The following is a 26,072-nucleotide window of genomic DNA, read 5'->3' as shown; positions in this document are numbered from 1 at the left end:
GGGCACCCTACTCTGTCGGGATGCGCTGGGATGCTCTCTTCAACGACATGGAAAGCCAGTTCGCGGAGGCCGACCGACTGGCGCTTGACAGCGAGATCAACGAGCGGACCCGGGCTGAGATGGTCAGCGTTCCGCTCGAGCACCGGTTGCGTGCGGCCGTCGGGTGCCGCATCGGCGTTTACCTGCTTTGTGGAGAATCAGCGCGCGGGGAACTCAGGCATGCCGGAGCGGACGCACTGGTCCTCGACGAAGATCAGCACCAAGTGCTCATCCCCTATGCTGCTGCGGCGCGGTACGTCGGGCTCGGTAGGCACGCGTTGCCGGAAAACTCACCGGTCCGCCGCTCAATTGGGCTTGCCCACGCCCTCCGTGGCCTTGCCCGCGACCGTGCGGAACTGTCCGTGACCATTTCAGGGGGAGGCGGCGCACTGCGGCTGGCCGGCGTTATCGACCGGGTCGGCAGGGACTATATAGACCTGGCCTCGGTCACTCCCGGAGAGGTGCGGAGGAGCCGGAGTGTCCGTGAAGTGTCAGCAATCCCCTTCACTGTCCTGGCCATGATCAGGTCGCCCAAGGCCGGCTGACTCCGGCCGTGGACCTGTGAAGGGGGTGAGGCGTCAAACGGACTTGGAGCGTGACTCCTGAATCATGCGGCTGGCCTCGGCGTAGCGTTCCTCGATGTATTGCTCCAGCATCTTCTCTTCCACCCGCCATTGCCCGCGGCCGCCGACCTGGATGGCCTTCAATTCGCCGCTGCGGACCAAGGCGTATGCGGCAGGGGAGTTGATCTGGAGTTGCTCTGCGACATCTGCAAGCGTGAGGAACCTTGGCATGCATCCATTTTGCCATCAACTGGCATCTTATGTGCCTGTTATCCACAGTTTGGCGGTATTTGGATAATTGACTTTTGTTCGCGTGGCCTTGCGGTAACAATGAGAAGTCCGGCCAGAGCGGGCAGGTCCGGTGTACCTAGGGGGAGAACGGTATGGTTCCTGATTCAAGCACCACTGCGCCACGGCTGAAGCGCCCTTCGTGGAAGGACCCGCGGCTGCTGGTGGGCATCCTCCTGGTCCTGGCATCCATCGCGGGGGTCATCTTCCTGGTGGGCAGCGCAGACCGAACCACCGAGGTTTACGCCGCGCGGGAGGGCATTGCTGTTGGCGAGCGCCTGACGCCGGAGAATGTGGTGCGCGCCAAGGTCCGGCTGGGCGACACGGAACAGCACTACATCACAGTGGAGGCCGGCCTGCCCCAGGATGTCGTCGCCATGCAGAGGATTGGAAAGGACCAGCTTGTTCCCCGGGCGAGCCTTGGTGCGGTGGACCAGCTGAACCGAAAGCCCGTTGCCCTCAATGTCGAGCAGACTTTGCCCTCGCAGGCAGTCGCCGGTGCCCGCGTAGACGTCTGGGTGGCCCAGCCCGACGCGAAAAACGGTTTCACCGAGCCCAAGCTCATCCTTCCCGGAGCGGAAATTGCAGAGGTCGCCAACGGGTCCACCGCGCTTGGGTCGTCGAAAACCACCGTGCTCATGGTCCTGGTCGAGGACAAGCAGATGCCTGCCTTGCTGGGCGCCCAGGCAAATGAGGCAAAGATATCCGTCGTCTGGAACCCGGGCGGCGCCCGATGAACATTCCCGTCGTCACCGTCGGCCAAAGCCGTGAGGACCTGGTTGGGGGTCTCGAAAGACTGCACGGTCCGGTCACGGTGGTACGCCGGTGCGCGGAACTTCCCGAACTGCTGTCGGCCTGCCAGAGCGGACTGGCCCGGGCGGCCGTGATCGCCGATGGGTCTGAAGGGTTAACGGCTTCCCTGGTCGACCGCCTTGGGGCAGTTGGCGTCGCGATCATCGCGCTGACCGACAACGCGGAGGAGGCTGCGAGGCTCCGCAAAATTGGCGTCGCCTCGGCGTTGACGCGGGTTGAGTCGGCGGAGCTTTCCGACAAGATTGCCGACGCCGTCGCGCAGCTTACGGGCGCGGTCCGTCCGGTCAGCCTCAGCACGGCCGCTGATACCGGAGCTGCGCTGGCAACCGTTCCTGTGGGGCCGGAGCAGGAGGCGGAAGGGCGCGGAACCGGAAGGCTCGTCGTCGTCTGGGGGCCAGCGGGATCTCCCGGAAGGACCACGGTGGCAGTGAACATCGCGGGCGAGATGGCGGCCGACGGCCAGGACGTCCTCCTGGTCGACGCCGACACATACGGCGCCAGCGTGGCCGCAGTACTCGGTCTCCTGGACGAATCGGCCGGGCTGGCCCAGGCATGCAGGCTCGCCGATCACGGGCAGCTGGATGCGGATGCACTCCGAAAGGTCGCCGCCACCGTCGCTACGGCATCAGGGCAGTTCCGGGTGCTGACGGGCATCACCCGGGCGGATCGATGGACAGAAATCCGTGCCACGGCCCTGGCGCTGGTTCTTGAGCGGGCCCGGGAAATCGCCGATGTGGTAGTGGTCGATACCGGCTTCTGCCTGGAAGCCGACGAGGAACTGAGTTTCGATACCATGGCGCCGCGCCGCAACGCGGCCACACTGCGCCCGCTGGAGCTGGCTGACACCGTCTATGCCATCGGCGCCGCTGATCCCGTGGGCGTACCCCGGATGGTGCGTGCGCTTGCCGAGCTTGGAGACGCAGTTCCGCAGGCGTCACCCACCGTCCTGATGAATAAAGTGCGTTCCTCCTCCGTCGGGAGGGATCCGGAGCGCCAATTGCGCGATGCTTGGGACAGGTACGCGCCGGCCTCGGAACTGACGGCATTCCTGCCCCATGATCCCCGTGCCGCCGACGCCGCCCTCCTGTCAGGATCCCTGCTGCTGGAGGCTGCCCCGGATTCGGACCTGCGCCGGGCAATCCGCGAACTCGTTTGTGCACCAGACCAGCGAAAGCGCAGATCCTCTGTAATTTCTTCCACACCATGGCGAAGGGCGAAGGACTAGGCTCGCCATAAGAGCTGCAAAGGTGCGGCGAATATCTCTGATGGAGGCGTTGTCGATGTCGTCTGGATCCAGTGTGGAGGACCAGCCCCTCTCTATTGAAGGCCTTGAGGGTTTCATGGGGGACTACTACCAGCACCTGGCTGAGGAGGATGCGCGCAGCTACCCGCGCGACGTGCTGGAAGCCCGGGCTGAAGAGCACCGCCGTGCAGCTTCCGTAAGGCAGCCAGGTCAGGCCAGGATCTCGATTGTCGACGAAGAAGACAGCAGCGTCATCTTCGTCGTCACTGACGACATGCCATTCCTGGTCGATTCGGTAAACGCCGAACTTGTCCGGCAGCACGCCGCCATCAAGCTTGTCGTCCACCCGCTTTTCGTGGCCACCCGCAACCGGGAGAGCGGTGAGCTGGTCAAGGTCAACAGGGTGCCGGCGCACCTCGGGATATCCAGCGGGGACACCGCTGCGATGCCCAACCTTTCCCACCTGATCGCGCAGGGGGAGAACGCCTCCCACATGGAGTCGTGGATCGCCGTCGAAATCCAGCGCGTCCCGGACGAAACGAAGACGTCGTTGCTTGAGGGCCTGACCCGCGTGCTGAACGATGTCCGGGCCGCCGTGGAGGACTGGCCCAGGATGCGCCAGAAGGCGCTGGAAATCGCCGAGAGCCTGGACCGCGTGGCAAACTCAGCGCAGATCGCCGAACTCCGGCAGGCGAAGGACCTGCTGCGGTGGCTGGACGACGGGAACTTCACGTTCCTCGGCTACCGTGAATACGACCTCCTCAACGTGGACGGGGAAGACGTCCTCGAATTGCGCGAGGACAGCGGGCTCGGGCTGCTGCGCGCGGCCGCAGACTCCCCGCACATCCAGCACCTGACCGACACCGGCCGCAAAAAGGCACGGGAAAAACGTGCGCTCGTCATCACCAAAGCCAATTCGCGTTCCACCGTTCACCGCTCCGCCTACCTGGACTACATCGGCATCAAAAGCTTTGACGCTGCGGGGAACGTCAACGGGGAGCGGCGCTTCATTGGACTTTTCGCCACCAGCGCCTATGCCGGTTCCGTCCGCGACATTCCCATTGTCCGGGAAAAGGTGGACGCCGTGCTGCAGAATGCAGGCTTCCCGCCGGACTCGCACTCCGGGAAGGACCTGCTGGGAATCCTGGAAACCTACCCCCGCGACGAGCTGTTCCAGATCGAAGTCCCCGACCTTGCCGCCACCGCGCTGGGAATCCAGAAGCTGCAGGAACGGCGGCGCACCCGCCTGTTCCTGAGGCCGGACATCTATGGCCGTTTCATGTCCGCTGTTGTCTACCTGCCCCGTGACCGCTACACCACCAACGTCAGGCTCCGCATCGAGCAGGAACTGCGGGAAACGTTCCAGGCAGTCTCGATCGACTACGAAGCCCGCATGACGGAATCTGCCCTTGCGCGGCTTTTCTTCCGCATCCGCCTGCCCAAGGACGCCGACGTTAGCCACGTGAACAGCGATGAGCTGGAAAAGCGGCTGGTCCGGGCCGCCCGGTCATGGAGCGAAGGCATCGCGGAAGTCCTCCGCGAGGGCCGGGATCCGGCCGAGGCCAAGGAACTTGCCGCCATTTGGGCCGAGGCGTTTCCGGCCAGCTACCGGGTGGACTACGAAGTAGAGGACGCGCTTGAGGACATTGCTCGCTTCGAGAAGTACGGTGCTGCGGCCGAGCGGAGCACCGGCGCGCAGCAGGACCGGCCCGGCGTGCACGTGTACCTTCCCGAAGGCGCCGGAGCCACGCTTGAGGAAGATGCCCGGGTGAAGCTCTACATGCTGGAGCCCAAGAGCCTGAGCCAGATCCTGCCGTACTTCCACAACCTTGGACTGGAGGTCCTGGATGAGCGGCCGTTCGAAATCGAAACGGCGGACCACCGGGACTTCTTCCTGTACGACCTGGGGCTGAAATATCCGGCGGCAGTGGACCCGATGTCCACGGGCGGGCTGCTGGCCGAGTCCTTTGGTGCGGCCGTCACCGGCGCCGCGGAATCGGACAGCTTTGACCGGCTGGTACTCCGGGAAGGGCTGCACTGGCGGCAGATCACCATGCTGCGGGCATATGCCCGTTACATGCGCCAAATGGGCAACAGCAGTTCCTTCGGCTTCATGGCGGACACCCTCCTTGCCAATCCGGACGTGACCAGGGGCCTGACCGCGCTCTTCGCCGCCCGCTTTGACCCCGCACTCGGGGAAGACAGCCGGGCCGAGGCCCAGGCGTCCGTGCGGCAGGAACTGGCAGCGGCCATCGAGAAGGTGGCAACGCTCGACGCCGATCGGGTGCTGCGGACTTTCGTCAACCTGATCGAGTCGACCCTCCGCACCAACTTCTACCAGGACAAGCCCCACCTCAGCTTCAAGCTGGATCCGGCGCAGATCGAAGGGTTGCCGTTCCCGCGGCCAATGTTTGAAATCTGGGTGTACGCTCCCCGGGTTGAGGGTGTGCATCTTCGGTTCGGCAAGGTGGCGCGCGGCGGGCTCCGCTGGTCCGACCGGCGGGAGGATTTCCGGACCGAAATCCTGGGCCTGGTCAAGGCACAGACAGTCAAGAACGCCGTGATCGTGCCTACGGGGGCAAAGGGTGGCTTCTTCGCCAAGCAGCTCCCGGACCCGTCCGCGGACCGTGCCGCCTGGATGGCGGAAGGCGTCGAAAGCTACAAGACCTTTATCAGGGGGCTGCTGGACCTTACTGACAACCTGGTGACCGAAGGTGACGGCCAGCGGCTCGTGCCGCCGTCGAACGTTGTCAGGCATGACGACGACGACTCCTACCTTGTGGTCGCGGCGGACAAGGGCACGGCTACTTTCTCCGACATCGCCAACGGATTGTCCGCCGAGTATGGTTTCTGGCTGGGCGACGCCTTCGCCTCCGGCGGATCCGTGGGCTACGACCACAAGGCGATGGGCATCACGGCCCGCGGCGCCTGGGAATCGGTGAAGCGGCACTTCAGCGAGCTGGACCTGGATACACAGACCGAACCGTTCACCGTGGTGGGCGTGGGGGACATGTCCGGGGACGTGTTCGGAAACGGAATGCTCCTGTCCCGGCACATCCGCCTGCTTGCCGCCTTCGATCACCGGCACATCTTCCTGGATCCCAATCCGGATGAGGAATCCTCGTTCGCGGAGCGGCAACGGCTGTTCGAGCTGCCCAGGTCCTCGTGGGACGACTACAACAAGTCGTTGATCAGCGAAGGCGGCGGGGTCTTTGCCCGTCAAGCCAAGTCGATTCCGGTGTCCGCGCAGGTACGCACCGCGCTGGGGCTGCCGGCCGACACCACCGAACTCAGCCCGCCGGAACTCCTGCGCGCCATTCTGCTGGCACCTGCCGACCTGCTGTACAACGGCGGAATCGGGACCTACGTCAAGGCAAGCTCAGAGTCCAACGCCTCTGTGGGTGATAAAGCCAACGACGCGATCCGCGTCAACGGCCGGGACCTGCGTGTCAAGGTGGTCGGCGAGGGCGGAAACCTGGGCATGACACAGCGCGGCCGCATTGAAGCAGCCCTGCAGGGTGTCATCCTCAACACGGACGCCATTGACAACTCCGCTGGCGTGGACTGCTCCGACCACGAGGTCAACATCAAGATCTTCGTGGACCGGATGGTGGCCGCCGGCAAGCTGCCTGCCGATGAGCGCGCAGACTTCCTCGCGTCGATGACAGACGAGGTGGGCCGTCTGGTCCTGGAAGACAACATCGACCAGAACATCCTGCTCCTGAATGACCGCACCAGGGTGGCGGAGTGGAGCCCCAGCTACGAACGGCTCATGGACTGGCTGGAGAAGACCGCAGATCTGAACCGGGACCTGGAAGCGCTTCCCAGCACTGAAGCTCTTCGGGAGCGGCTGCAGCAGGGGCAGGGGCTGACTTCCCCGGAGCTGTCGGTGCTGGCCGCTTATGCCAAGATCGAACTGGCATCGGCCCTGCGCGACAGTGAACTCGCGGACGATCCGTGGTTCCGTGGGACGTTGCGTTCCTACTTCCCACACCAGTTGCGCGAACGCTTTGACGCGGAGCTGGACACCCATCCGCTGCGCCGCGAAATTATCGCCACCGTGGTGGCGAACGACATGATCAACCTGGGCGGTATCACCTTCGCCTTCCGGGTCATGGAGGAAACGTCGGCCAGCGAAGTGGCGGTTGCCAAGGCATTCGTAGCGCTGCGCGAGGTGTACGAACTCGACGCAATGGTGTCGGAACTGAACAGCCTGCCTGCTTCGTTCCCCACCGAGCACTGGAGCGCAGTCCACTTGGACATCCGCCGGCTCCTGGACCGGGCAGTCCGCTGGCTGCTCAGCCAGGAAAGTGTTTCCCGCCCCATCGCCGAGGTGGTGTCCGAATTCAAGCCGCTGATGGATCCGATGCGGGCCCGGCTGCTCGACTATCTGCGCGGTGATGACCGCGAGCGGGTGGCGGCGTGGCTGGCCAAGGGCCGCGAGTGGCAGCTGCCCGAAGACCTGGCCCTGCGCTGGGCCGAGCTGTTCGAGAGCTTCGTCCTGCTGGATATCGCCAAAATCGGCCGCTCCCGGAAGGACCCCGTCGAGGAGATTGCGGCCGTTTATTACACGGTGTTTAACCGTTTCCACGGGGACTCGCTGCTGGAACGGATCAGCAGCCTGCCCCGGCAGGACCGGTGGCAGGCGCTGGCCCGTGCGGCGTTGCGTGACGACCTCTACTCGACAGTGTCGGACATGACGACGGCGGTGCTGGACGCCACGTCCACCGCCGAGTCACCCGACGCGCGGCTCAAGGACTGGGAGGCCCAGAATGCCGAGCAGCTGGGCAGGGCCAAGAGCATGTTCGATGAGGTGAACGCCCTGGAGGCCGACGACATGGCCTCACTGTCGGTAGCATTGAGGCTCTTGAGGTCAATCGTCCGACGCTAGCAAGCCGGCGTCGAAAATGGAGGTGCAGTGGCAATCTTTACGGACCCCATCAGGGAACACGCTGATTTCGGGCCGGGCGATGCCGAATGGCTGCACCTCCTGGTGGGGGACTGGCAGATGGTGGCGGACCTGGCGTTCGCCGACCTCGCGCTGTGGTTCCCCCACCCGGAGCTTGGCTACATTGCCCTGGCACACGTGCGCCCCTCTACCACCCACACCGCGTTCCACAGTGACTTTGTGGGCGAAGGCATCAGGTCCGATCTGCAACCACTTGTGGACAAAGCGTGGAACAGCAGGACCATCGAGCGTTCCAGCGAGACGAACTGGAACAGCGAGATGGCCCTGCGGGTGGAGGCCGTTCCCATGGTCCGCAACGGCCGCACCCTCGCGGTGGTCACCACGCACATGGATCTGTCCAGCTCCCGGATGCCGTCCCGGCTGGAACTGACCTACCGTCAGTGCGCTTACGACCTCCTGCGGATGGGCACCCTGGGGCTGTGGCCCGATTTCGCCTCGCCCACCGGATCCCGCCGGGGCGCTCCCCGCGTGGGGGACGGCCTGATCAGGCTGGACGCCGATGGCGTGGTGCAGTATGCAAGCCCCAACGGCGTGTCGGCCTTCCGTCGGCTGGGTGACGGCGAGTCCCTGGAGGGCCGTTCGCTGGCTGAGGTTACGGCCGGCCTGCTGAAAGACCGTCGGATGGTCGATGAGACCCTGCCGCTGGTGGTGACGGGGCGCATGCCCTGGCGCAGCGAAATCGAGTCCCGCGGGGTAAGCCTGTCCCTCCGGGCCATTCCGCTGCGCGACGAGCAGCAGCGGTTTGGCGCGCTGGTGCTCTGCCGCGACGTCTCCGAACTGCGCCGGCGTGAGATGGAACTGGTGACGAAGGACGCCACTATCCGGGAGATACACCACCGGGTCAAGAACAATCTCCAGACCGTGGCTGCACTCCTGCGGATGCAGTCCCGCCGCATGGTGAGCGACGAGGCAAAGCAGGGCCTGGAACAGGCGATGCGACGTGTTGCCACTATTGCACTGGTTCACGAGACCTTGTCGCAGGGCCTCACCCAGAGTGTGGATTTTGACGAGCTGATCGGGCGCCAGTTCCGGCTGTCCGCGGAGGTGGCGTCCCCCTCCCAGCAGGTCAGGACCGAGCGGGCGGGCACATTTGGTGAACTCCCCAGTGATCTCGCAACCCCGCTTGCCCTGGTCATCAACGAACTGGTGACCAATGCCGTTGAACATGGGCTTGAGGGCAGGGCGGGAACAGTATGGCTTATTGCCGACCGGTCCGAAGGTGAGGACGGCGAGGAGTTGACGGTCACTATTGCCGACGACGGCGTGGGACTTCCCGAAACCCCGCACGTCGAGGGACTGGGCCTGCAGATCGTGCGGACCCTGGTCACCAGCGAACTGGGCGGCACCATCACGTGGCAGCGGCGCGAGGGCGGCGGCACCGAAGTCAAGATCCGGCTGAGCCTGGCGGGCAAGTAAGGCGCAGCCTTCCAGACTGCCTTCCTCCGGGCGTGCGCCCGCAGGAAGGCAGGAAGGCCAACGCTGGCAACGAGAACAAACAGAGGCCCCGGGACAATCCATCTGGATTGTCCCAGGGCCTCTGTTTTAGTCGACCTGTGCTCCTGCCCTGCCGTTGCGGACTCTAACTAGGAGGCGCGGCGTGCACGGGCAGCGCGACGTTTCAGGGCGCGGCGCTCGTCTTCGCTCATGCCGCCCCACACACCGGCATCCTGGCCGGACTCCAGGGCCCACTGCAGGCACGTGTCCACGACGGGGCACCGCCGGCAGACGCTCTTGGCTTCCTCGATCTGCAGGAGGGCCGGTCCGGTATTCCCGACGGGGAAGAACAGTTCCGGGTCCTTGTCGAGGCACGCTGCGCGATTACGCCAATCCATGCTGATCAGTTGCTCCATTTCTGGGAATTGCCTTTGTGAAATTATTCACTAGTGGCTACAAAGGAAAAGGGCCCTTTGGGCCCCCTTGGTCATCTGCATCAAGCCTGTCATGTTAACGCTGTGTAAACAAGGGGTAATAACGCCCGAAATCCCACGAAACCTGAGCGATGCATCACAGTGACGGCTGGCGCCCTCACCAGTGTCCGACTATGTCCGGTAGGGTGCCAGTGTGTCAAGACCCCCGGTGAACCCAGCAGGTACCCCATCTTCTCCCGATGACTCCGGTAGAGGCGCCGACCGCCCAACGGCCCGGCCGACCACGGTGCCTGCCGGGGCCAAGGTGGTAGCGCTCGTGGCAGCTGCCGAGGCCTCCGCGCTCCTGGTGGCAGCCGGATGGTATGCCTTCGAATTGCTGTCCGGGAGTCCCGTCCTGTCCTTCTGGGGGGCAGTCTTCACCATGGGCCTCCTGCTTGCCTTTTCCGCATGGCTTTATGCCGTCGCCGTCTTTCTCTACCGGGGCCTCCGGTGGACCAGAGCGGCTGCGCTGGTGGCCCAGCTGTTCGTTCTGACCATCGGGGTGCCGGCAATGACCAGCGGCCTGGTCCTCGTGGGCCTCGCAATGGTGGTTCCGGCGGTCATCGCTATCGTTCTGCTGTTTTCCAACAGGGTGATAAACCATGCCTCGCGCACAGGGGCCGCGCCGCCGACCCTCTGACCCGTGCCTGTGTCTTCCGGTCCGTGACCGAAAGGCTTAGGCGACGGTGCAGCCAGCTCTCATTTTCCCGCCCAAGCCACCTGAAGGGGGCAGGATCGGCCGCCGGAGATCAACACGCCGCGGCCGGGCGGCGGGCTGGCCTCGGTTTCGAACCGGCTCCCGAACAGGTCGCCGTCAGCTGCTGAACGGGGACAGAGCAGCAGCCCCAGCCCCGATGCCCTGGCATTCATGATCAACGGAACGCGCTGGAGGAGCGCCGGGCTGAAAGCGGCGGTGACGACGGCAGCGTAGCCAAGTGCATTCAGCTGGCCCAAATCCCGTACCGCGGGCGGGGCGAGCAGATCCACATCATCAACAAGGAGAATTGACCCGAGGGGAAGCTTCCCTGCCTCAGCCTGCACCAGCCGCTCACCCCAGGCATTTCCGGCCGCCTCGGAAGGTCCGGGACAGGTGCACCAGGCCTGCTCCGGGTTGAGTGCCTGCAGAGCGTGCAAGGTATTGGTCTTGCCGCTTCCGGGCCCGCCAAGGATTCCGATGACGCCAGCGCCGGGCAACCGAAATGTCACTGGGGCAAGCTCGTCCCCGGACACGCCCAGAAGGATTTCGCGTTGGCGTCGGCCCGCTTTCGAGGGCAGTACTGTTTCAGGCCGCCGGGAAAAGCGCCCTTCTTCAACCAATGCCCGGCCGGGCTCAGGTTCGGGGACATGACCGGCTCCCGTTTGCCCTGCCATCGCTGCAATTTGCCGGACCGTAATTGTCGCCGGAAGGGGTTCCACGCGGAATGGAGGCGAACCGGCGCGTGGATAACCGGGGTTACCGATACTGTCTGGGGAAGAGGGTCGGTAGAACTGGCAAAGTGCGGGCCCGCCGCCGGAGACAGGGCCAAAGGCTGCCGCCCGCCCCTCGATAGCCGGGACGGAAGGCAGCCGCGGCCACATGGCCCGGCTTTCCTCCGTGGAACCGGATGGAAAGTAGAAGCGGTTGGGGAGGGCACCGAAGAATCGGGCCGTCACCAGCTCGCGCTCGCCGGAGAGCAGCAGGGTGATGCCCACCCTGGCGCCGTCACGGACCAGGTCGTTGACCAAGTCCTCAGCCCAGGCCAACGGTCCCGAGCGGAAGGCCGAGACCCAGGATCCCCAGCCGGAGATGGCGATGACGAGAGGTATCCGGCCGGTGGCTTGGCTGGCCAACCGCTGCCCAAGTTCCCGGACAAGCCGCTCCAGGATGCGTACGCCCCGCCGAAGCTCGTGCAGTCCGGCATAGGCGCCCGTCCTGCCTGCCCGGGCCAGCGGCAGGAAGCCTCCGAAGCCATCCAACAGGTAGAAGTGGGTTTCAGCAGGGCCGAGCATCAGTTTGGAGACAGCCAGTTGGAGTCCCTCTGCGGCACCGGAGGCCGGACTGCCGATGAATGCTGCGTGGCCGTGGTGGGTAGGGTCCCACACCAAGGCCTCTACCCTTTGTTTTTCGGGTACATCCATCAAGCCCAGCCGTACCCCGCCGACCGGGCGCATTGGCTCTGCCTGGCATGGGTCGCAGGTGGGGTTAGCCGGAGTGGGTTCTTCCAGTTGCTCTGGAAGGGGAGGAGCCACAGGCCTGCGTGGCAGTTCCTTTTCCTGGGCAGCGCACAGGTTCCGCACCATGGCTGTCAGCGGCTCCACCGCTTGCGCGGGGGTTGAGACAGTGGCTGCCCCGTGGCCGACGTCGATGCCTTGGGCGGCGAGGTAGTCGGTTGTCCGGTGGACGTCAACGGCAGCGGGACGTCCCACTCCGGAAGGTGAGGCCAGGGAGGCTCCCTGGAACTCCTCTGCCGCCTGGGCCCCGCGGGCCAAAAAGGCGCGGCCTGGCGAGTCGACACTGATGGCCGCGGCGTCCTTGGAGTTGACGATATCCACCGACTCCATTTCTGACTGCACTCGAAGGGCAATACTGGAGGTGACGTTGGCGCGGATGTCTGCCGTCAAGGCACCCTGCGGCCTCTGCGTTGCCATCACCAGGTGGATACCCAGCGATCGGCCGATAGCTGCGATCCGCAGCAGCTCCCGAAGTACTTCGGGTGCATCGTCAACCAGCATCCTGAACTCGTCGATGACGATGACCAGATGGGGGAGGACGAAGTCCCTGGCGGCAGGTGTGGAGCGGTAGGCGGAGATGTCCGGGACGCGCGCGGCCGAAAGGCAACTCTCCCGAAGCCGCACTTCGGCGCGGAGTGAGGTCAGCGTTCGATCCATTTCGCCGTAGGAAAGGTCTGTCTGCAATCCGACGCAGTGCACCAGGCCCGCCAGCGGGCCAAGTCCTGAACCGCCCTTGAAATCGATGAAAAAGAAGTTGACCCGCTCCGGCGGATGGCTCAGGGCGAGGGCAAGCGTGAGGCTCCGGAGGAGTTCCGATTTTCCCGAGCCGGTGGTGCCTGCCACCAGAAGGTGGGGGCCGTCAGCATGAAGATCGATGAACTTGGTTCCGGCTGAGCTCAGTCCCAGTGGTGCTGCCAGTCCATCATCCTCTGCGCTGAAGCCCCATCGGTCAGCCGTGGCCTCCGGAGTAAGGGGCAGGACCTGGCCGAGGCTGCAGACAGCCGGAACACCTGAGCCCGGTCCCTTGCCCTCCGGGAGTTGGCCTGCCCGGCGCCGGCAAAAACGAGTGAACACATCTTCCGGCACCAAATCGGGAACGAAGACGGTCTCGCGGAGATCCAACAGCGCGACTGAGCGTCGTTCGGCCAGGAGGACATCGGGCGGAGGCCATTCCCCTTCGTCCGGAAGAAAGTGAAGGACCTGCCACCCACACCGTAGTGCGGCTTCGCGGACGCCCTTTTCAGCTTCGGCGGTGGAGGGTTCACCCCGAATCAACAGCACTCCGCGCTCGCAGCCCCCGGGATGGACGCCGTTTAGGACACTGAGTCCGGCATCGACTGTTGCCGTGAGCGTCACCCTGCAAAGGTACCGGGCAGCGAGTGGCAGGGTTCCCGGCGTCCCGTGGACGACGACGTGCGTGGTACGCCCGCGCGGGTACCCCGCCAGTTGCATGAGAAGGGAGCGGATAAGGCCGTCGGTTGCAAACCGCGGTCCGCCCACCGTCGTGAGCGGGCGGTCCGGGTCCAGCAGGACAGGGGCCATTTCGGACGGTGGAATCACATGGGCTGCGCCAGCCGGTTCTACCCGTACGTTCGGCGCCTGTTCCGCCTGGCCCACCCGCAGCCAGATGCCATCGGCACCCGAACAATCACGGGCCGTCTCCTTACCTGTCTCCGCTGCCAACGCCACGAGAGACAGGGGAGGGGCGCACCGCCGTCGGCGTTTTCTGTCTTCCTCGGCAGCCGCGTGCACCGCAGCGGACAATTTCTGCTTTTGCCGCCTCCCGCTGAGCGCAGTAACCAGGACCGGGAACGCGGAGCCCAGGGAAAAGACGAGGAACATCCACATGCCTGTGAGCATGGCCAGCAGCACCCCGATTACCAGCGGCAGAACCGCGGCCAGGAGGAGCGCAGAACGGTTTCCGGCCTCGACCCGGCCGGCCACCACGATGGGGTCAGCCACCGACTTTCCTGCATCTGCCAGGACCCGTACAGGCAGTTCGGCAAAAACGAGGGACAAGTTCGACTGCCCGCACCTGATGTTGGAGTCCGTGGAGATGACCGCGCTGCGGATCCGCTCCCCGTTGACGTAAGACCCGTTGGCACTGTCCAGGTCAACCAACATAATGTCCGTCTCCGTAACGATCACCCGGGCGTGTTCGCGGGAAAGCTCCGGATCCGGAATGACAATCCGCGTGCCGCTGCGGCCAATGCTGTAGCTGCCACGTTGGAGCCGGACAACCGTTCCCGCTGCCGGGCCACTGTCAATCATGAGGGCCAGCGGAGCCGCACGATCCCCGACCGGCGGACGTTTCGGCCGCCGCCTTAGAGGCGCGGTGCCGCCATCGACAAAGATCGCCGCCTCCACCAGCGGAGGAACACCGAGCACCAGGGAACACAAATCTTCCCCGTCCACGGAGACAGCGCCTGCGCCGAACTTCCGTACCAACTGCTGGTGAATCACGGAGCCGGACGTGCCAGGCGGCGCATCGATGGATAATTCCACAGGTGGCTCGACCGTCGGTGATCCCGGGCCGCCAACCAGCGTGCAGTTGAATGTCATGGTTGGGATCCTTCGCGTATTTACCCACACGCTAGTCACGGCCGTCAGTACCGGGCAGGCAGTTCACGCTCTATGTGGATAAAAGAGTAGTTGCGCCTGCCTGATGCGGCCTGTGTGCCGGCTCACAGCGAGCGGCTGATTCGACGGCCCGTGCAGTCCCTCGGGTAGGCTAGAGCAGCAGACAATGCGCACGATTGCGCTGCCCGCATTCGAACCAGGAGATTTTGTGACCGCTGACCTCGTCATCGTAGGGTCCGGCTTTTTTGGCCTGACAATCGCAGAACAGGCCGCCACTGAGCTCGGCCTGAAGGTCGTCGTCATCGACCGTCGCCACCACATCGGCGGAAACGCGTACAGCGAAAAGGAAGAGCAGACCGGGATTGAAATCCACCGGTACGGCGCCCACCTTTTCCACACCTCCAACGAGCGGGTGTGGGAGTACGTCAACAGGTTCACCACCTTCACGGACTACGTCCACAAGGTCTATGGCGTCCACAAGGGGGAGGTTTATTCGCTGCCCATTAACCTGGCCACCATCAACCAGTTCTTCCGGGCCAACCTCACCCCCGGCGAGGCCAGGGACCTGATCCAGGAGCAGGCCGGCGAACTGGCAGGAACGGACCCGCAAAACCTGAACGACAAGGGCATCCAGCTCATCGGGCGCCCGCTCTACGAAGCATTCATTAAGCACTACACGGGCAAGCAGTGGCAGACCGACCCCAAGGACCTGCCGGCGGGCATCATCTCCCGGTTGCCCGTGCGCTACAACTACGACAACCGGTACTTCAACGACAAGTACGAGGGCTTGCCGACCAACGGCTACACCGCATGGATCGAAAAGATGGCGGAGCACCCCCACATCGAGGTGCGGCTCAACACGGACTTCTTCGACGAATCCCACGAGTACAGCAAAAACAAGGTAGTGGGCAATATCCCGGTCGTATACACAGGGCCGGTTGACCGGTACTTCGACTACGCCGAGGGAGACCTGTCCTGGCGCACCATCGACTTCGAGGAAGAAGTCCTGGAGATGGGCGACTTCCAGGGCACGTCCGTCGTGAACTACAACGACGCCGACGTTCCTTACACCCGCATCATCGAGCCCCGGCACTTCCACCCGGAGCGCGACTACCAGACCGAAAAAACGGTCATCATGCGTGAGTTCTCCCGCTTCGCCGAAAAGGGCGACGAGCCCTACTACCCGGTCAACACCTCCGCGGACAGGGAGCGCCTGCTCAAGTACCGCGACCTGGCAGCGGCCGAGAAGGACGTCCTGTTCGGCGGCCGGCTGGGCACCTACAAGTACCTGGACATGCACATGGCCATCGGGTCCGCGCTGAGCATGTTCGATAACAAGATCAGGCCGCACTTCGAAAGCGGCGTACAGCTTGAAAGCGGGGGAGTTGACGCATGAGCGTGCCTACCGACAACAAGACGAAGAAGTCCGTGAAGACTGATACGGCCAAAACCCAGCAGGCGTGGCAGACGCTTCAGCGCGTGATCCTGCCCAGCGCGAGCCAGATGGATACGGTGCCCCTGTACATGGATATGGGCACCGCTACCGGTATCCAACTGCCTACTGCCGGGGACCGGGACGGGAAGGCGAACAAGGCCCGGACCATCAGCAGCCCCACCAAGGAAGCGCACGTGGAAGACTTCCTTTCACGCCACTCAACGTCTGTCCGCTCAGGCGAGCGGGTGTCCTTCGGTTCCTACTTCAACGCCTTCCCGGCCAGTTACTGGCGGCGGTGGACCACGGTGGACAAGGTCCGGTTGCAGGTCCGGACCCAAGGGGCCGGCTCCGTCATCGTCTACAAGTCGAATGCGCGCGGGTCCCTGCAGCGGGTGGACACCCGGAGAGTTGAAGGCACGGCGGAAAGCACCTTTGAGCTTTCGCTCGCGCCTTTCGGTGATGGCGGATGGTACTGGTTTGACCTGCTTGCGGGTACAGAGCCGTTGATTATGCTCGACGCCGAGTGGCAGGGAGCGGCGGTCGAAACGACGCCGGGGTCAGTTACGCTCCAAATCACCACCCTGAACAAGACGGACTTCTGCCTGAACAACCTGCGCCTCCTTGCCGAAAGCGAAGAAGCACTTGCCCACGTGCAGGAAATCCTGATTGTGGACCAAGGGACGCAGAAGCTTGCCGACGCAGCGGGCTTCGATGAGGTTAAGCGGTCCCTGAACGGCAAGCTGCGCATCATCAACCAGTCCAACCTGGGTGGCTCAGGCGGGTTCGCCCGCGGCATGTTTGAAGCTGTAGAGAACGGCAGCGACTACGCCCTGCTGATGGACGATGACGTGGTTGTCGAACCGGAGAGCATCATTCGCCTGCTGACTTTCGCGGACCGGTGCAAGACGCCGACCCTCGTCGGCGGCCATATGTTCGACCTGTACAACCGCACCGTGCTGCATACCTTCGGCGAGGTGGTCAATCCTTACCGGTTCCAGCCGTCGCTCCCCAGCGAGGACATGATCCTGGGCCACGACTTCCTGTCGTCCAACCTTCGCCAGACCCCCTGGCTGCACCGGCGGTGCGACGTCGATTACAACGGCTGGTGGATGTGCCTCATCCCCACCCAGGTAATCCGTGAAATCGGGCTGTCACTCCCGCTGTTCATCAAGTGGGACGATTCCGAATACGGGTTGCGGGCCAAGGCCGCCGGCTACCCGACGGTGTCCCTGCCTGGTTCAGCCGTTTGGCATGTTTCGTGGATCGACAAGGACGACCTTGTCGGCTGGCAGGCCTACTTCCACGCCCGCAACCGGGTAGTGGCCGCGCTCCTGCACAGCCCCTACGAGTTCGGCGGCAGGGTCATCAAGGAGTCGCAGTACGCCGACGTTAAGCACCTCGTATCGATGCAGTACGCCACAGCGCAGGGCCGGCAGTGGGCATTGGAAGATGTGCTGAAGGGCCCGGATGCCTTGCCAGGGCTGCTGTCCGCCAAGCTGCCGCAGATCCGCAGCATGATGTCTGCACACTCTGACGCGGTCTTCCGGCCCGATCCTGATGACTTCCCCGCACCCAAAATGGACAAACCTCCACGCCGGGGCCACGGACCGTCACAGCCACGGAAGCTGACTCTCTTGCCATGGGCGGCCAAGACTGTCGTTCGGCAACTCGCGAGCCCGGTCAAGGGCACCAACGCCGAACGGCCGCAGACCACAGTTGCGCACCAGGACAACCGGTGGTGGCGGATGGCGCAGTATGACAGCGCTGTTGTGTCCAACGCCGAAGGCACAGGAGCTTCCTGGTACCGGCGTGATCCCAAGCAGCTGAGGAAGATGCTGGCCGAAAGTGCCAAGCTCCACTCTGCACTGCTGAAGGAGTGGCCTGCCCTCAGTAAGAAGTACAAAGCCGCCGTTTCGGAGCTGACCTCCATGGAGTCTTGGAGGAAGACGTTCGAGCAACACACGCAGAACGAGATCAAGTGAGCGCAATTGCGTCCGGTGAGCTAACTACTCCCGGACTGGGCGGTGGCCTGCGGGACATCAGGCAGTCCGGCTTCCTGCTGAAGCTGCTGGTCCGCAAGGAACTCAAGGTGCGTTACCGGGGATCTGTGCTGGGACTCCTCTGGTCATACGTGAAGCCGGGAGTGCAGTTCATTGTCTTCTACGTGGCCCTGGGGGTTTTCCTCGGCCTTGAACGGAGTGCGCGGAACCCGGAAGGGCTTTCCAACTATGCGGTCTACCTGTTCTCTGGCATCGTCCTGATTAACTTCTTCACCGAGGCCCTGGGCAACGCCGCACGGTCGATAGTCAATAACGGAAACCTCATCAAGAAGATCTATCTTCCGCGCGAGCTCTTTCCCGTTGCTTCCGTCTGGGTGTCGGCCGTGCACTTCTTCCCGCAGCTGGTGGTGCTGGTCATAGGGTGTGTCCTGGCCGGCTGGCATCCCAACCTCGTTCAATTGCTGGCTGCGGTTGCGGGTTTCGTTATCGTGGCTCTGCTCGCAACGGGACTCGGTCTGCTGTTCGGGGCGGCCAACGTCTACTTCCGCGACTCCGAGAACCTGGTGGACATGCTCCTGATGATTGCCACTTGGGCTTCCCCTGTGATGTATGCGTGGTCCATGGTCCAGGAGAAGCTTGGCCCAGGGTGGTTCGCCGTCTACCAGGCAAACCCGATCACGATTGGAGTGGAACTGTTCCACTACGCCTTTTGGTTCCCCACAACGGACGGATCGGTCGCCATGCCACCGAATCTCTTCAGTCTCTGGCTCTTCGTTGGGCTCGGCGTGGCCCTTGCCATCCTCCTGCTGGGCCAATTCACCTTCCGGCGCCTTGAGGGCCGTTTCGCGCAGGAGCTCTAAGTGGTTAAGGCAATCGAAGTTTCCGATATCAGCAAGCAGTTTGTCCTGCGCCATACCCGGTCCATCAAGGAAGCCGTCGTTTGGCTTTTGAAGGGCCGCAAGGGGGATTTGTCCGAGAAGTTCCACGCCCTCAAAAACGTTTCTGTTGACATCGAAGCGGGGGAAACGGTGGCGCTCCTGGGCCTGAACGGTTCAGGCAAGTCCACTCTGCTCAAGCATATTTCGGGCGTCATGCTTCCAGACACGGGGACGGTAAAGACGAGGGGCCGGGTTGCGGGACTCATCGAAGTAGGCGCCGGGTTCCACCCCGACCTCTCCGGGCGGGACAACGTGTTCCTCAACGGTGCCATTCTGGGAATGACGGAACAGCAGATCAACGAGAGATTCGACGATATTGTCGAATTTTCCGAAATCGGCCAGTTCATCGACACCGAGGTTAAGTTCTACTCTTCCGGGATGTACCTTCGCCTGGCTTTTTCGGTCGCAGTGCATACAGACCCGGAAGTCTTCCTGATCGATGAGATCCTCGCGGTCGGTGACGAGCCTTTCCAGCGTAAGTGCATCGACAAGATCCAGGAACTGGCGCACGAGGGAAAGACACTCGTTGTGGTGAGCCACGACCTGGATCTGGTTTCCCGCATCTGTGACCGGGGAATCCTGATGGAGCACGGTAACGTGAAATTTGATGGACCCATTCACGAGGCTGTCTCGATCCTGAGAGCCTGACGGGCGCAATTCGCAGCAGGTCATCAGCTGCTTGCAGATTTTGTTTGACAATCAGCGGTACGAGGTGCCGCTTCGGCCCGCGTGCCGGTAACTTTTCGGAGGATTCTTGTCCTGGTTTGACGCAGTACCGCAGTTTCTCCTCGCACTGGTTCTGCTGTTCATTCCGGGGCTCGCCGTGGCCGTTGCAGCCCGCCTCGAAGGACTCCGCATCTTCGCCCTGGCCCCGGGAATCAGCGTCTCCATAGTCGCAATTTCGGCTGTTGCAGCTCCCTTCCTGGGGCTCTCCTGGTCGTTGCTTCCCGTGCTGGGCACAACCGCTGTCATGACCGGACTCGCTCTTGCTGCATCATTCTTGGTTGCGCGGAAAAGCAACAAAGTTGGGGCCAGACACAGTGGCAGACCGCAGTGGAGTGTCCTTGCTGTTTCGGCGGTCTCGGTTATTCTGGCCGCGGTGCTCGTCTCGCGCCGACTAATCAAAGCCATTGGGCAACCGGAGTCCTTTTCCCAGACATTCGACAATGTTTTTCACCTGAACGCCATCCGGTACATCCTCGATACGGGTTCCGGCTCGTCCTTGACCCTTAATGCGATGACGGGCGCCTCGTCATATCCTGCTGCCTGGCACGACCTTGTCTCGCTGCTTGTCAGCGTCGGTGGAGGAGGAATACCCGCGTCCGTCAACGTCGTCAATATTGTGGTGGCCGCTTTGGTTTGGCCGCTTGGCTGCATCTACCTTGCGCAGGCTATTTGGGGGAACCGTCCAGCAATTTGCATCTCCGCCGGCGTGCTCTCGGCAGCCTTTGGCGCCTTCCCAATCTCGCTCCTCGACTTTGGGGTGCTCTACCCAAACTTTCTCGCGGTTGCACTCTTGCCGCTGGTCGTGGGCATATCGGTGGAGGTACTGGGTTTGTCGCCAGCACCGATTCGCTCCAGGTTCATTGGGGTGCTGGTCCTGCTCGCTGTGCTCCCGGGTCTTTCCCTTGCCCACCCCAGCGCCGCCATGGCCTGGATAGCGATGATGACGCCGGCCGCCGCCTACGTCTATGTCCGTCTGGTGGCGCGGACGCTTGCGTCGTCGCGCGGCCGCAGGCGCGCACTGAATCTCGCCGCGCTGGTCGCCGTCCTGGTGGGCACCGTAATGGTTGTCCGCCTTCTGTGGAACCTTGTTCGTCCTCCAGCCGAGGCGGCATTCTGGCCCCCCGTGGAGACCACGGGACAGGCCATCGGCGAGGTGATCGCGAGTTCGGCGATCGGACGCCCGGTCGGCTGGGCCGTCCTGGCGCTGACCCTTATCGGCATCTACGTGACAATTAGGTCCCGCCGGCAGCTGTGGTGGCTGGGTACATACGCTGTGGTGGGTTTCCTGTTCGTGGTTGTCAGTTCGTTTCCCGCCGACCAGTTCAGGATGTACTGGACCGGTATCTGGTACAACGACCCGCCGAGGCTTGCTGCGCTCTTGCCACTGGTGACAATCCCGCTTGCCTCCCGCGGGGCAGTTTGCATCTGGGATCTGTTCTTCAAGAGCAGCGTGAGGGGTATGGAGGCTTTGCAGCGGAAGCGGTTGGCAAGGCCTGAAGGAGCTGCAACTGATCGCGCCGGCGTTCGTCAGGTAGCGACGTACTCGACCGTTGCCGGCCTCCTCATGGTGCTGGCCCTGGGTGCGGCCACGCAGCGGGCGAATGTGCGCCAGGCGCAGGATGCGATGGCAGGCTCCTACCGGCTGGCCGCGGATTCGCCTCTGGTCTCCCAGGATGAGCTGAAGCTGATTGACCGGCTGCCGAACGAAGTGCCGAAGGATGCCGTCCTGGTTGGAAACCCATGGAACGGCAGCTCACTCGCCTACGCGCTTGCCGACCGCAAACTGATCCAACTGCACATCCTCAGTGCCGTTCCAGAAGGGACTGCAGCACTCCTGAACGGCCCTACTCCTGCGAAAGATGATCCCGCCACCTGCCCAGCGGTCCGGAAGCTGAACATCGACTACATCCTGGATTTTGGTCACCGTGAAGTGCATGGCAGGGACAACGGATACAAGGGGCTGGACAACCTCATCGCCTCCGGCCTGGCGACGTTGGAAGACTCGGAAGGCGAAGCGAAGCTCTACAAGCTGCACCTGTGTGATAGCTGACGTGCGCAGCCTGGAATTTATATAGCCCTAAGCGTCCTGAGACCAGGGAGCAGTAAGCCAAGGAAAAGGACTGCTTCACTGATTGCCATTGACATCGCGACCCCATCTATCCACCCCGCGATTGCAGTTGAGAACATTAGGCTTACGCCGATGACGGCCGAAATAACCGTCCAAGTCAGAATCAGCCGCTGGCGGCCATGCGGCAACAGGAGATTGCGAATAAACGGAGAACTGGCCGAAATAAACAAAAACGAGGCTCCGTAGAGTGCGCATGTTGCCTGGCTGGCCTTGTTAGCGGAACCAAACAGGATTTCCGACGTCAATGGACCGAGTGCGGCAAGGAAGACAGCTCCAGCCAGGCCCAGCGCAAAGTGGGCTGCGACGGCGGCTGTATGGCGTTTCCTGGCGCTGGAGGCCTGCGGTTCGAGAGTCCAGCCCTGGAAGGTATTGCCTAAAGCCATCACCGAGAAGAGGCCAAAGCGGTAGATGGTATCGGCAGAGCCGAACCCTGCCACTACCGTGCTGGGAATGAAGGCCTGGGCGATCGGAACAGGTGTTGCAGCGTACGTGGTACCGGAGAGACTGATCGCTGCCGGCCCGAATTGGCCGCGCAGATGCTTAGTGGTTCCACGCCAAGAGGTGAACGTTTTGCCCCTCTCCGTAACAACGAGTCTGTGGAAGACCACAAGACTTATCCCAACAGCAGCCAGCAGTATGACTGGATAGAGCCAGATCTCCTTGGTCACCAGTATTGTTGGGACCGCAACAAGGGTTGCCGCCACCCGGGGCAGAGTATCAAAGGTCGCAAGCAGCGTTGGCTTTCCAACCCCTATGCAAAACCATGCCGGTGACAGGCCAACCACTGCAGTCGTTAGGGACATTGCTGCGCCGTCATAGCGATGCTCGGGGGCAGCCAACTGCCACGCCAAAGCGAAGACCGCGGGAAATACCACCGCTGAGAGGACCAGACGGGTTCTGATGCTCTCCCTGTAAACCTCTGCTCTGTGGAGAGGAGAGGGGTTCTGGGCTATTTCGACCGGACCGACTGTAGTCCATCCCCAGGCAATCACAGCACCACCAAAGGCGCCGATGGCCTGCCCGGATACAAGGCTCGACCAACCTCCTTCTCCGGCAACTCGGGACAAAATGGGCAGGAGTAGGAACGGCGTTACGAGCGATAACAGGGGTAAGCCCGTAAAACCGGCAAGCCTCAACAACACGGCTTTCATACTCAAGCACTTCCTTCGATTAGTACTGCAAGCCTGCTGCGTGGCGTGACCGTATTTTTCCAAGAGGGAGCCGGAACGTCGCCCGGACACCCGCTGCCGCGGAACGGTGAAACCCGCAGCAGGGGCAGGGGCCGGCTTTGACTAAGTGGCCGTGCCGAGCGGCATCCGCGGGAGAATCACACCGAGGTAAATCTCCAACGCGCGGATCGGTGCCACGTTCTTACGGAGCACGCCACCTAAAAGGCAACGAAGCAGGCGCCAAGCTCGGGGCTGCCCATAGGTCCTCAGCGCTTCCTGCAAGCCGGGGCAGGAAGATTGGTCCACGGTCCCGGACCGTTCCAGCAGGGTCCGGGCCATGAGCGTGCGCCAACCAAGTCCTGTCTTATAGATGATGCTGCAGATACTGCGGGGCCTCGTGCTTCCTTCATAGCGCTTGACGAACCGAAGGGTGTTGCGGATCGACGTGGGCAGGCTCTGCCGCGACTCGCCCACCACATTGCCGCTGTGCTGGATGTAGTCCTGCAACACGTCGTTCTGGATGCTGATTCCCCCGAAAGCAAGCGCACAGAGTCCGATCCAGTGATCGTGATATTGGGACGGCGCAGCGAGCGATGGAAAGGGGAGGGCTACGTCAAGAAGTTCGCGGCGGAACACACACAGAGACCCCGTCACCTGGTTGTTGGCAATGAGGTCGGCGGCACCGACGTTGCGCCTGTCGGTCAGGGTTCCTTTCGCAGGATCCTGATCGGCTGTCGAAATCTCCGGTGTCACTACCCGTGCCTGGCCTGTCACCAGTGCGGAATCATCCAGATGGGGGAGCAATGCTTCGAGTTTGCCCGGGTACCAATAGTCGTCCTGGTCGCTGAGGGCAACCCAGCGCGCTGCTTCCGGGACTGCTTCCAGGGCACGCTCGAAGTTGTGGTGGAATCCGAGCCGGCTTTCGTAGCCGAGCACCTGGAAGCGCGCATCGTCGCCGCATGCCCGGCGCACCATGGCCTCAACAGGCTGGTAATCGCCATCCACGGAAATGAGGCAAACAAAGTCCTTGTGGGTCTGCGCCTGGATGGATTTGAGCTGGCGGGCGAACATTGGCTCGTCCGGCTGGTAGGCGGCAAGTGCCACCGCACCGAAGCTGCCCGCGTAGCTGTCCGGGGAGGGGAGTATCGAGTCTGCATTGTGCCCGGAGGTCATCTGGTCCGGACCCTCCTGCCCAGGGCCACGAAGAACGCGCGAAGAAGCATGATTCTCGCACGCAGAATCACCGCGGTGGGCCGGCGTGACTTGGGGGTCGTGTTCTCGTCATGCAGGCGGCGTGCAACAGTCGGCGCCTCAACATGGATCATGTCTTGGTTAAGGTTGGCCACGATGGCGATCCACTGATCGTGCGTCTCGGTCAGGAAGTCCGGAAAAGGAAGTATCAGTTTTTTCGCGGCAGCACGGAAAGCCATGGTGCACCCGTAGTATGGCCGCACCCCAATCCAGGTGGTGATGATGTTTGCCACCCACCGCCGGCTGTCGGATTCTTTCAGCTGAATCTTGTGGTACCTGTTTGCCGGGCCTCCGAAAACGGTGAAGTTGCTTGCGGCAAAGTTCTTCTCTTGAAGGGCGTTGACCAGAGTTTCCACGCGTCCGGCAGGCCACACGTCGTCCTGGTCCGACAGCATGATGTATTCGCCCCTGCTGGCGGTTATCGCCTTTTCAAAACTGGCGACGTACCCCCTGTTTTCCTTGCTGGGCAGGAAGACGATGCGGGGATCGTCGAAGCCACGGACGACGTCGAGCGTGCCGTCAGTGGACGCATCGTCAACAATGATGAGTTCGTCCATGGAAGTTAACTGCGCAAGGATGGATTCCACTTGTTCCGCAACAAATTCCTGGCCGTTGTACGTTGCCATGCAAACGGAGACCCGCACGGGCGCATTCGCGTTCATGCGCTGATCTTCCGCTGGAAGGCGGCGTCAATCTTTCCAAGGCGTCCGAGCCACCCGTCCAAACAGCCCCGGATAAATGCCTGGTACTGTCCTTTTCGGTTGGCTCCGTAAAGCAACCTGAATACGTCGCTTTCGGCCTGGAAGCGGAGTCTGCGGATCAGCCACACAGGGAATCTCGCACCATACTGCCGCCAGAGGTAGATGCTGTTCCTGGTCATGTAGTACACCCGGAAAGGGGCATGCGAATGCACGTGGCGCTTGACGCCCAACACTGTCACGTGCCAGCCGAAAAGCATCATAGGCTGTGCGTGGCCCAACGCATGCGTCATATTGCATCCCTTTCCGACCAGGGTGGCCAGCCCGTGGGACCTCACACGAAGATTGAACTCGGAGTCGACACAGTCGATGAAAAGCCTCTCGTCAAGCATTCCGGCAGTCTTGAAAGTGGACACCGGGATAACGGCTCCCGACTGGAGGGGATCGAACGCTTCGGGAAAACGAGCCCTTTTGGTGAGCAGCGGGACGTTCAGGCCATTATGCGACTGGGCGCTCACCAGGCCGGCGTTGATGCCGTTGGCCCGGGCTTCCGCATACGTGTCCAGAGCTGCTGCGATGTAGCCAGGATCAAGGGCAGAGTCCTGGTCGAGGGTCACCACGAAGTCGGGGGACCAGGACTCAATCGCGGCCTCTATACCTGCATTCAGTGCTGCCGCAATTCCAACGTTGCCCGGCATCCGAATTACGGTGCAACCGAGGTCTTCCAATTCCCGCAACACGCTGCTGTTCCGCTCGAGGTCCGATCCGTCGTCGACCACAACCGTGTGAATGACTTGCTTGCTGAGGTCTCTCACCCTCTGGGGAAGGTCCTGGGGAGGGTGGAAGGCTGAAATAACAGCCGCCACACGCGGGTCACTCCGGTGCGTCACGTCTTATCGTTCCTTCTCGCTTCATCAAATAGACCGTTCCAATGCGTCAGGGAACTGTCAGACAGCAGGCTCCAGTCTATCGTCGGTTCAGAGGGGCCTCCATTTGCCTCTTCCAGCAAGTCGAACAGGCTTCCGGAAAGGGGCGGCCAGTGGCGACGCGGTAGCATTGTCGAGGTGCTCATCTCCGGGCAGACAGATCCAACACTCTGTATCTTCAAGAAAAG

The 26,072-nt window shown here is 62.7% G+C and carries 18 protein-coding genes; 11 read left to right on the top strand and 7 right to left on the bottom strand.

Annotated features, from left to right (window positions below; translation table 11 throughout):
- Positions 1 to 20 precede the first annotated feature (20 nt).
- On the top strand, positions 21 to 584 hold the full coding sequence (locus tag LFT46_RS13255) for a hypothetical protein (protein ID WP_236820071.1): 564 nt from the start codon (positions 21 to 23) through the stop codon (positions 582 to 584).
- Positions 585 to 617: 33 nt separating this feature from the next.
- Here the strand turns inward: LFT46_RS13255 and LFT46_RS13250 are convergent, their stop codons facing one another.
- Positions 618 to 833: a helix-turn-helix domain-containing protein gene (locus LFT46_RS13250; protein ID WP_018768505.1), complete on the bottom strand. Its 216-nt coding sequence runs from the start codon at positions 831 to 833 to the stop codon at positions 618 to 620.
- Positions 834 to 985: 152 nt separating this feature from the next.
- Here LFT46_RS13250 and LFT46_RS13245 point away from each other — a divergent pair, with 152 nt between their 5' ends.
- From LFT46_RS13245 to LFT46_RS13230, 4 genes are read left to right on the top strand one after another with little or no spacing between them, the layout of a single operon-like run.
- Positions 986 to 1,627 carry a hypothetical protein gene (locus LFT46_RS13245; protein WP_236820069.1) on the top strand — a complete coding sequence of 214 codons (642 nt, stop codon included), beginning with the start codon at positions 986 to 988 and terminating at the stop codon, positions 1,625 to 1,627.
- On the top strand, positions 1,624 to 2,928 hold the full coding sequence (locus LFT46_RS13240) for an AAA family ATPase (protein ID WP_236820067.1): 1,305 nt from the start codon (positions 1,624 to 1,626) through the stop codon (positions 2,926 to 2,928). Before LFT46_RS13245 ends, LFT46_RS13240 begins: the two co-directional genes overlap by 4 nt.
- A 55-nt stretch (positions 2,929 to 2,983) precedes the next feature.
- Positions 2,984 to 7,837, top strand: coding sequence for an NAD-glutamate dehydrogenase (locus LFT46_RS13235; protein WP_236820065.1), 4,854 nt, complete (start codon positions 2,984 to 2,986; stop codon positions 7,835 to 7,837).
- A gap of 27 nt (positions 7,838 to 7,864) precedes the next feature.
- Positions 7,865 to 9,331 (top strand): sensor histidine kinase, encoded by a 1,467-nt coding sequence (locus LFT46_RS13230; protein WP_236798902.1) that lies wholly within the window; start codon positions 7,865 to 7,867, stop codon positions 9,329 to 9,331.
- Positions 9,332 to 9,498: 167 nt separating this feature from the next.
- Here LFT46_RS13230 and LFT46_RS13225 read toward each other — a convergent pair whose 3' ends face one another.
- On the bottom strand, positions 9,499 to 9,747 hold the full coding sequence (locus LFT46_RS13225) for a WhiB family transcriptional regulator (protein WP_003804966.1): 249 nt from the start codon (positions 9,745 to 9,747) through the stop codon (positions 9,499 to 9,501).
- A gap of 322 nt (positions 9,748 to 10,069) precedes the next feature.
- On the opposite strand from LFT46_RS13225, the gene LFT46_RS13220 reads away from it, so the two are divergent.
- Positions 10,070 to 10,462 (top strand): hypothetical protein, encoded by a 393-nt coding sequence (locus tag LFT46_RS13220; protein WP_236822042.1) that lies wholly within the window; start codon positions 10,070 to 10,072, stop codon positions 10,460 to 10,462.
- A gap of 59 nt (positions 10,463 to 10,521) precedes the next feature.
- Here LFT46_RS13220 and LFT46_RS13215 read toward each other — a convergent pair whose 3' ends face one another.
- Positions 10,522 to 14,595, bottom strand: coding sequence for an FtsK/SpoIIIE domain-containing protein (locus LFT46_RS13215; RefSeq protein WP_236820063.1), 4,074 nt, complete (start codon positions 14,593 to 14,595; stop codon positions 10,522 to 10,524).
- Between the two features lie 226 nt (positions 14,596 to 14,821).
- Between LFT46_RS13215 and glf the strand changes: the two genes are divergently transcribed.
- The 5 genes from glf to LFT46_RS13190 all read left to right on the top strand — a co-directional run bounded on the left by glf (position 14,822) and on the right by LFT46_RS13190 (position 21,762).
- Positions 14,822 to 16,009, top strand: a complete 1,188-nt coding sequence (gene glf / locus LFT46_RS13210; protein ID WP_236820061.1) for a UDP-galactopyranose mutase — start codon at positions 14,822 to 14,824, stop codon at positions 16,007 to 16,009.
- A complete protein-coding gene (locus LFT46_RS13205) occupies positions 16,006 to 18,030 on the top strand; it encodes a glycosyltransferase (protein ID WP_236798896.1) in 2,025 nt (674 codons plus the stop codon). The genes glf and LFT46_RS13205 overlap by 4 nt, the downstream gene beginning before the upstream one ends.
- Entirely contained in the window at positions 18,027 to 18,908 is an 882-nt protein-coding gene (locus LFT46_RS13200) for an ABC transporter permease (RefSeq protein WP_236798895.1), read from the top strand. The genes LFT46_RS13205 and LFT46_RS13200 overlap by 4 nt, the downstream gene beginning before the upstream one ends.
- Positions 18,909 to 19,634 carry an ABC transporter ATP-binding protein gene (locus tag LFT46_RS13195; protein WP_236798894.1) on the top strand — a complete coding sequence of 242 codons (726 nt, stop codon included), beginning with the start codon at positions 18,909 to 18,911 and terminating at the stop codon, positions 19,632 to 19,634.
- A 106-nt stretch (positions 19,635 to 19,740) separates the two neighbouring features.
- Positions 19,741 to 21,762 (top strand): DUF6541 family protein, encoded by a 2,022-nt coding sequence (locus tag LFT46_RS13190; RefSeq protein WP_236820059.1) that lies wholly within the window; start codon positions 19,741 to 19,743, stop codon positions 21,760 to 21,762.
- A gap of 17 nt (positions 21,763 to 21,779) precedes the next feature.
- Here the strand turns inward: LFT46_RS13190 and LFT46_RS13185 are convergent, their stop codons facing one another.
- The 4 genes from LFT46_RS13185 to LFT46_RS13170 form a co-directional block, all read right to left on the bottom strand.
- Positions 21,780 to 22,991 carry a lipopolysaccharide biosynthesis protein gene (locus LFT46_RS13185; protein WP_236798892.1) on the bottom strand — a complete coding sequence of 404 codons (1,212 nt, stop codon included), beginning with the start codon at positions 22,989 to 22,991 and terminating at the stop codon, positions 21,780 to 21,782.
- Positions 22,992 to 23,132: 141 nt separating this feature from the next.
- Positions 23,133 to 24,182, bottom strand: a complete 1,050-nt coding sequence (locus LFT46_RS13180; protein ID WP_236820057.1) for a glycosyltransferase — start codon at positions 24,180 to 24,182, stop codon at positions 23,133 to 23,135.
- Complete coding sequence (locus LFT46_RS13175; protein WP_236820055.1) at positions 24,179 to 24,922, bottom strand: glycosyltransferase; 744 nt, start codon at positions 24,920 to 24,922, stop codon at positions 24,179 to 24,181. The genes LFT46_RS13180 and LFT46_RS13175 overlap by 4 nt, the downstream gene beginning before the upstream one ends.
- Entirely contained in the window at positions 24,919 to 25,848 is a 930-nt protein-coding gene (locus LFT46_RS13170) for a glycosyltransferase (protein WP_236820053.1), read from the bottom strand. Before LFT46_RS13170 ends, LFT46_RS13175 begins: the two co-directional genes overlap by 4 nt.
- Positions 25,849 to 26,072: the final 224 nt, after the last annotated feature.

It is taken from the genome of Arthrobacter sp. FW306-07-I (genome assembly GCF_021800405.1).
GTDB lineage: Bacteria > Actinomycetota > Actinomycetes > Actinomycetales > Micrococcaceae > Arthrobacter.
The sequence above is the reverse complement of the archived record's forward strand: the minus strand, read 5'-3'. Positions and strand labels throughout refer to the sequence as shown.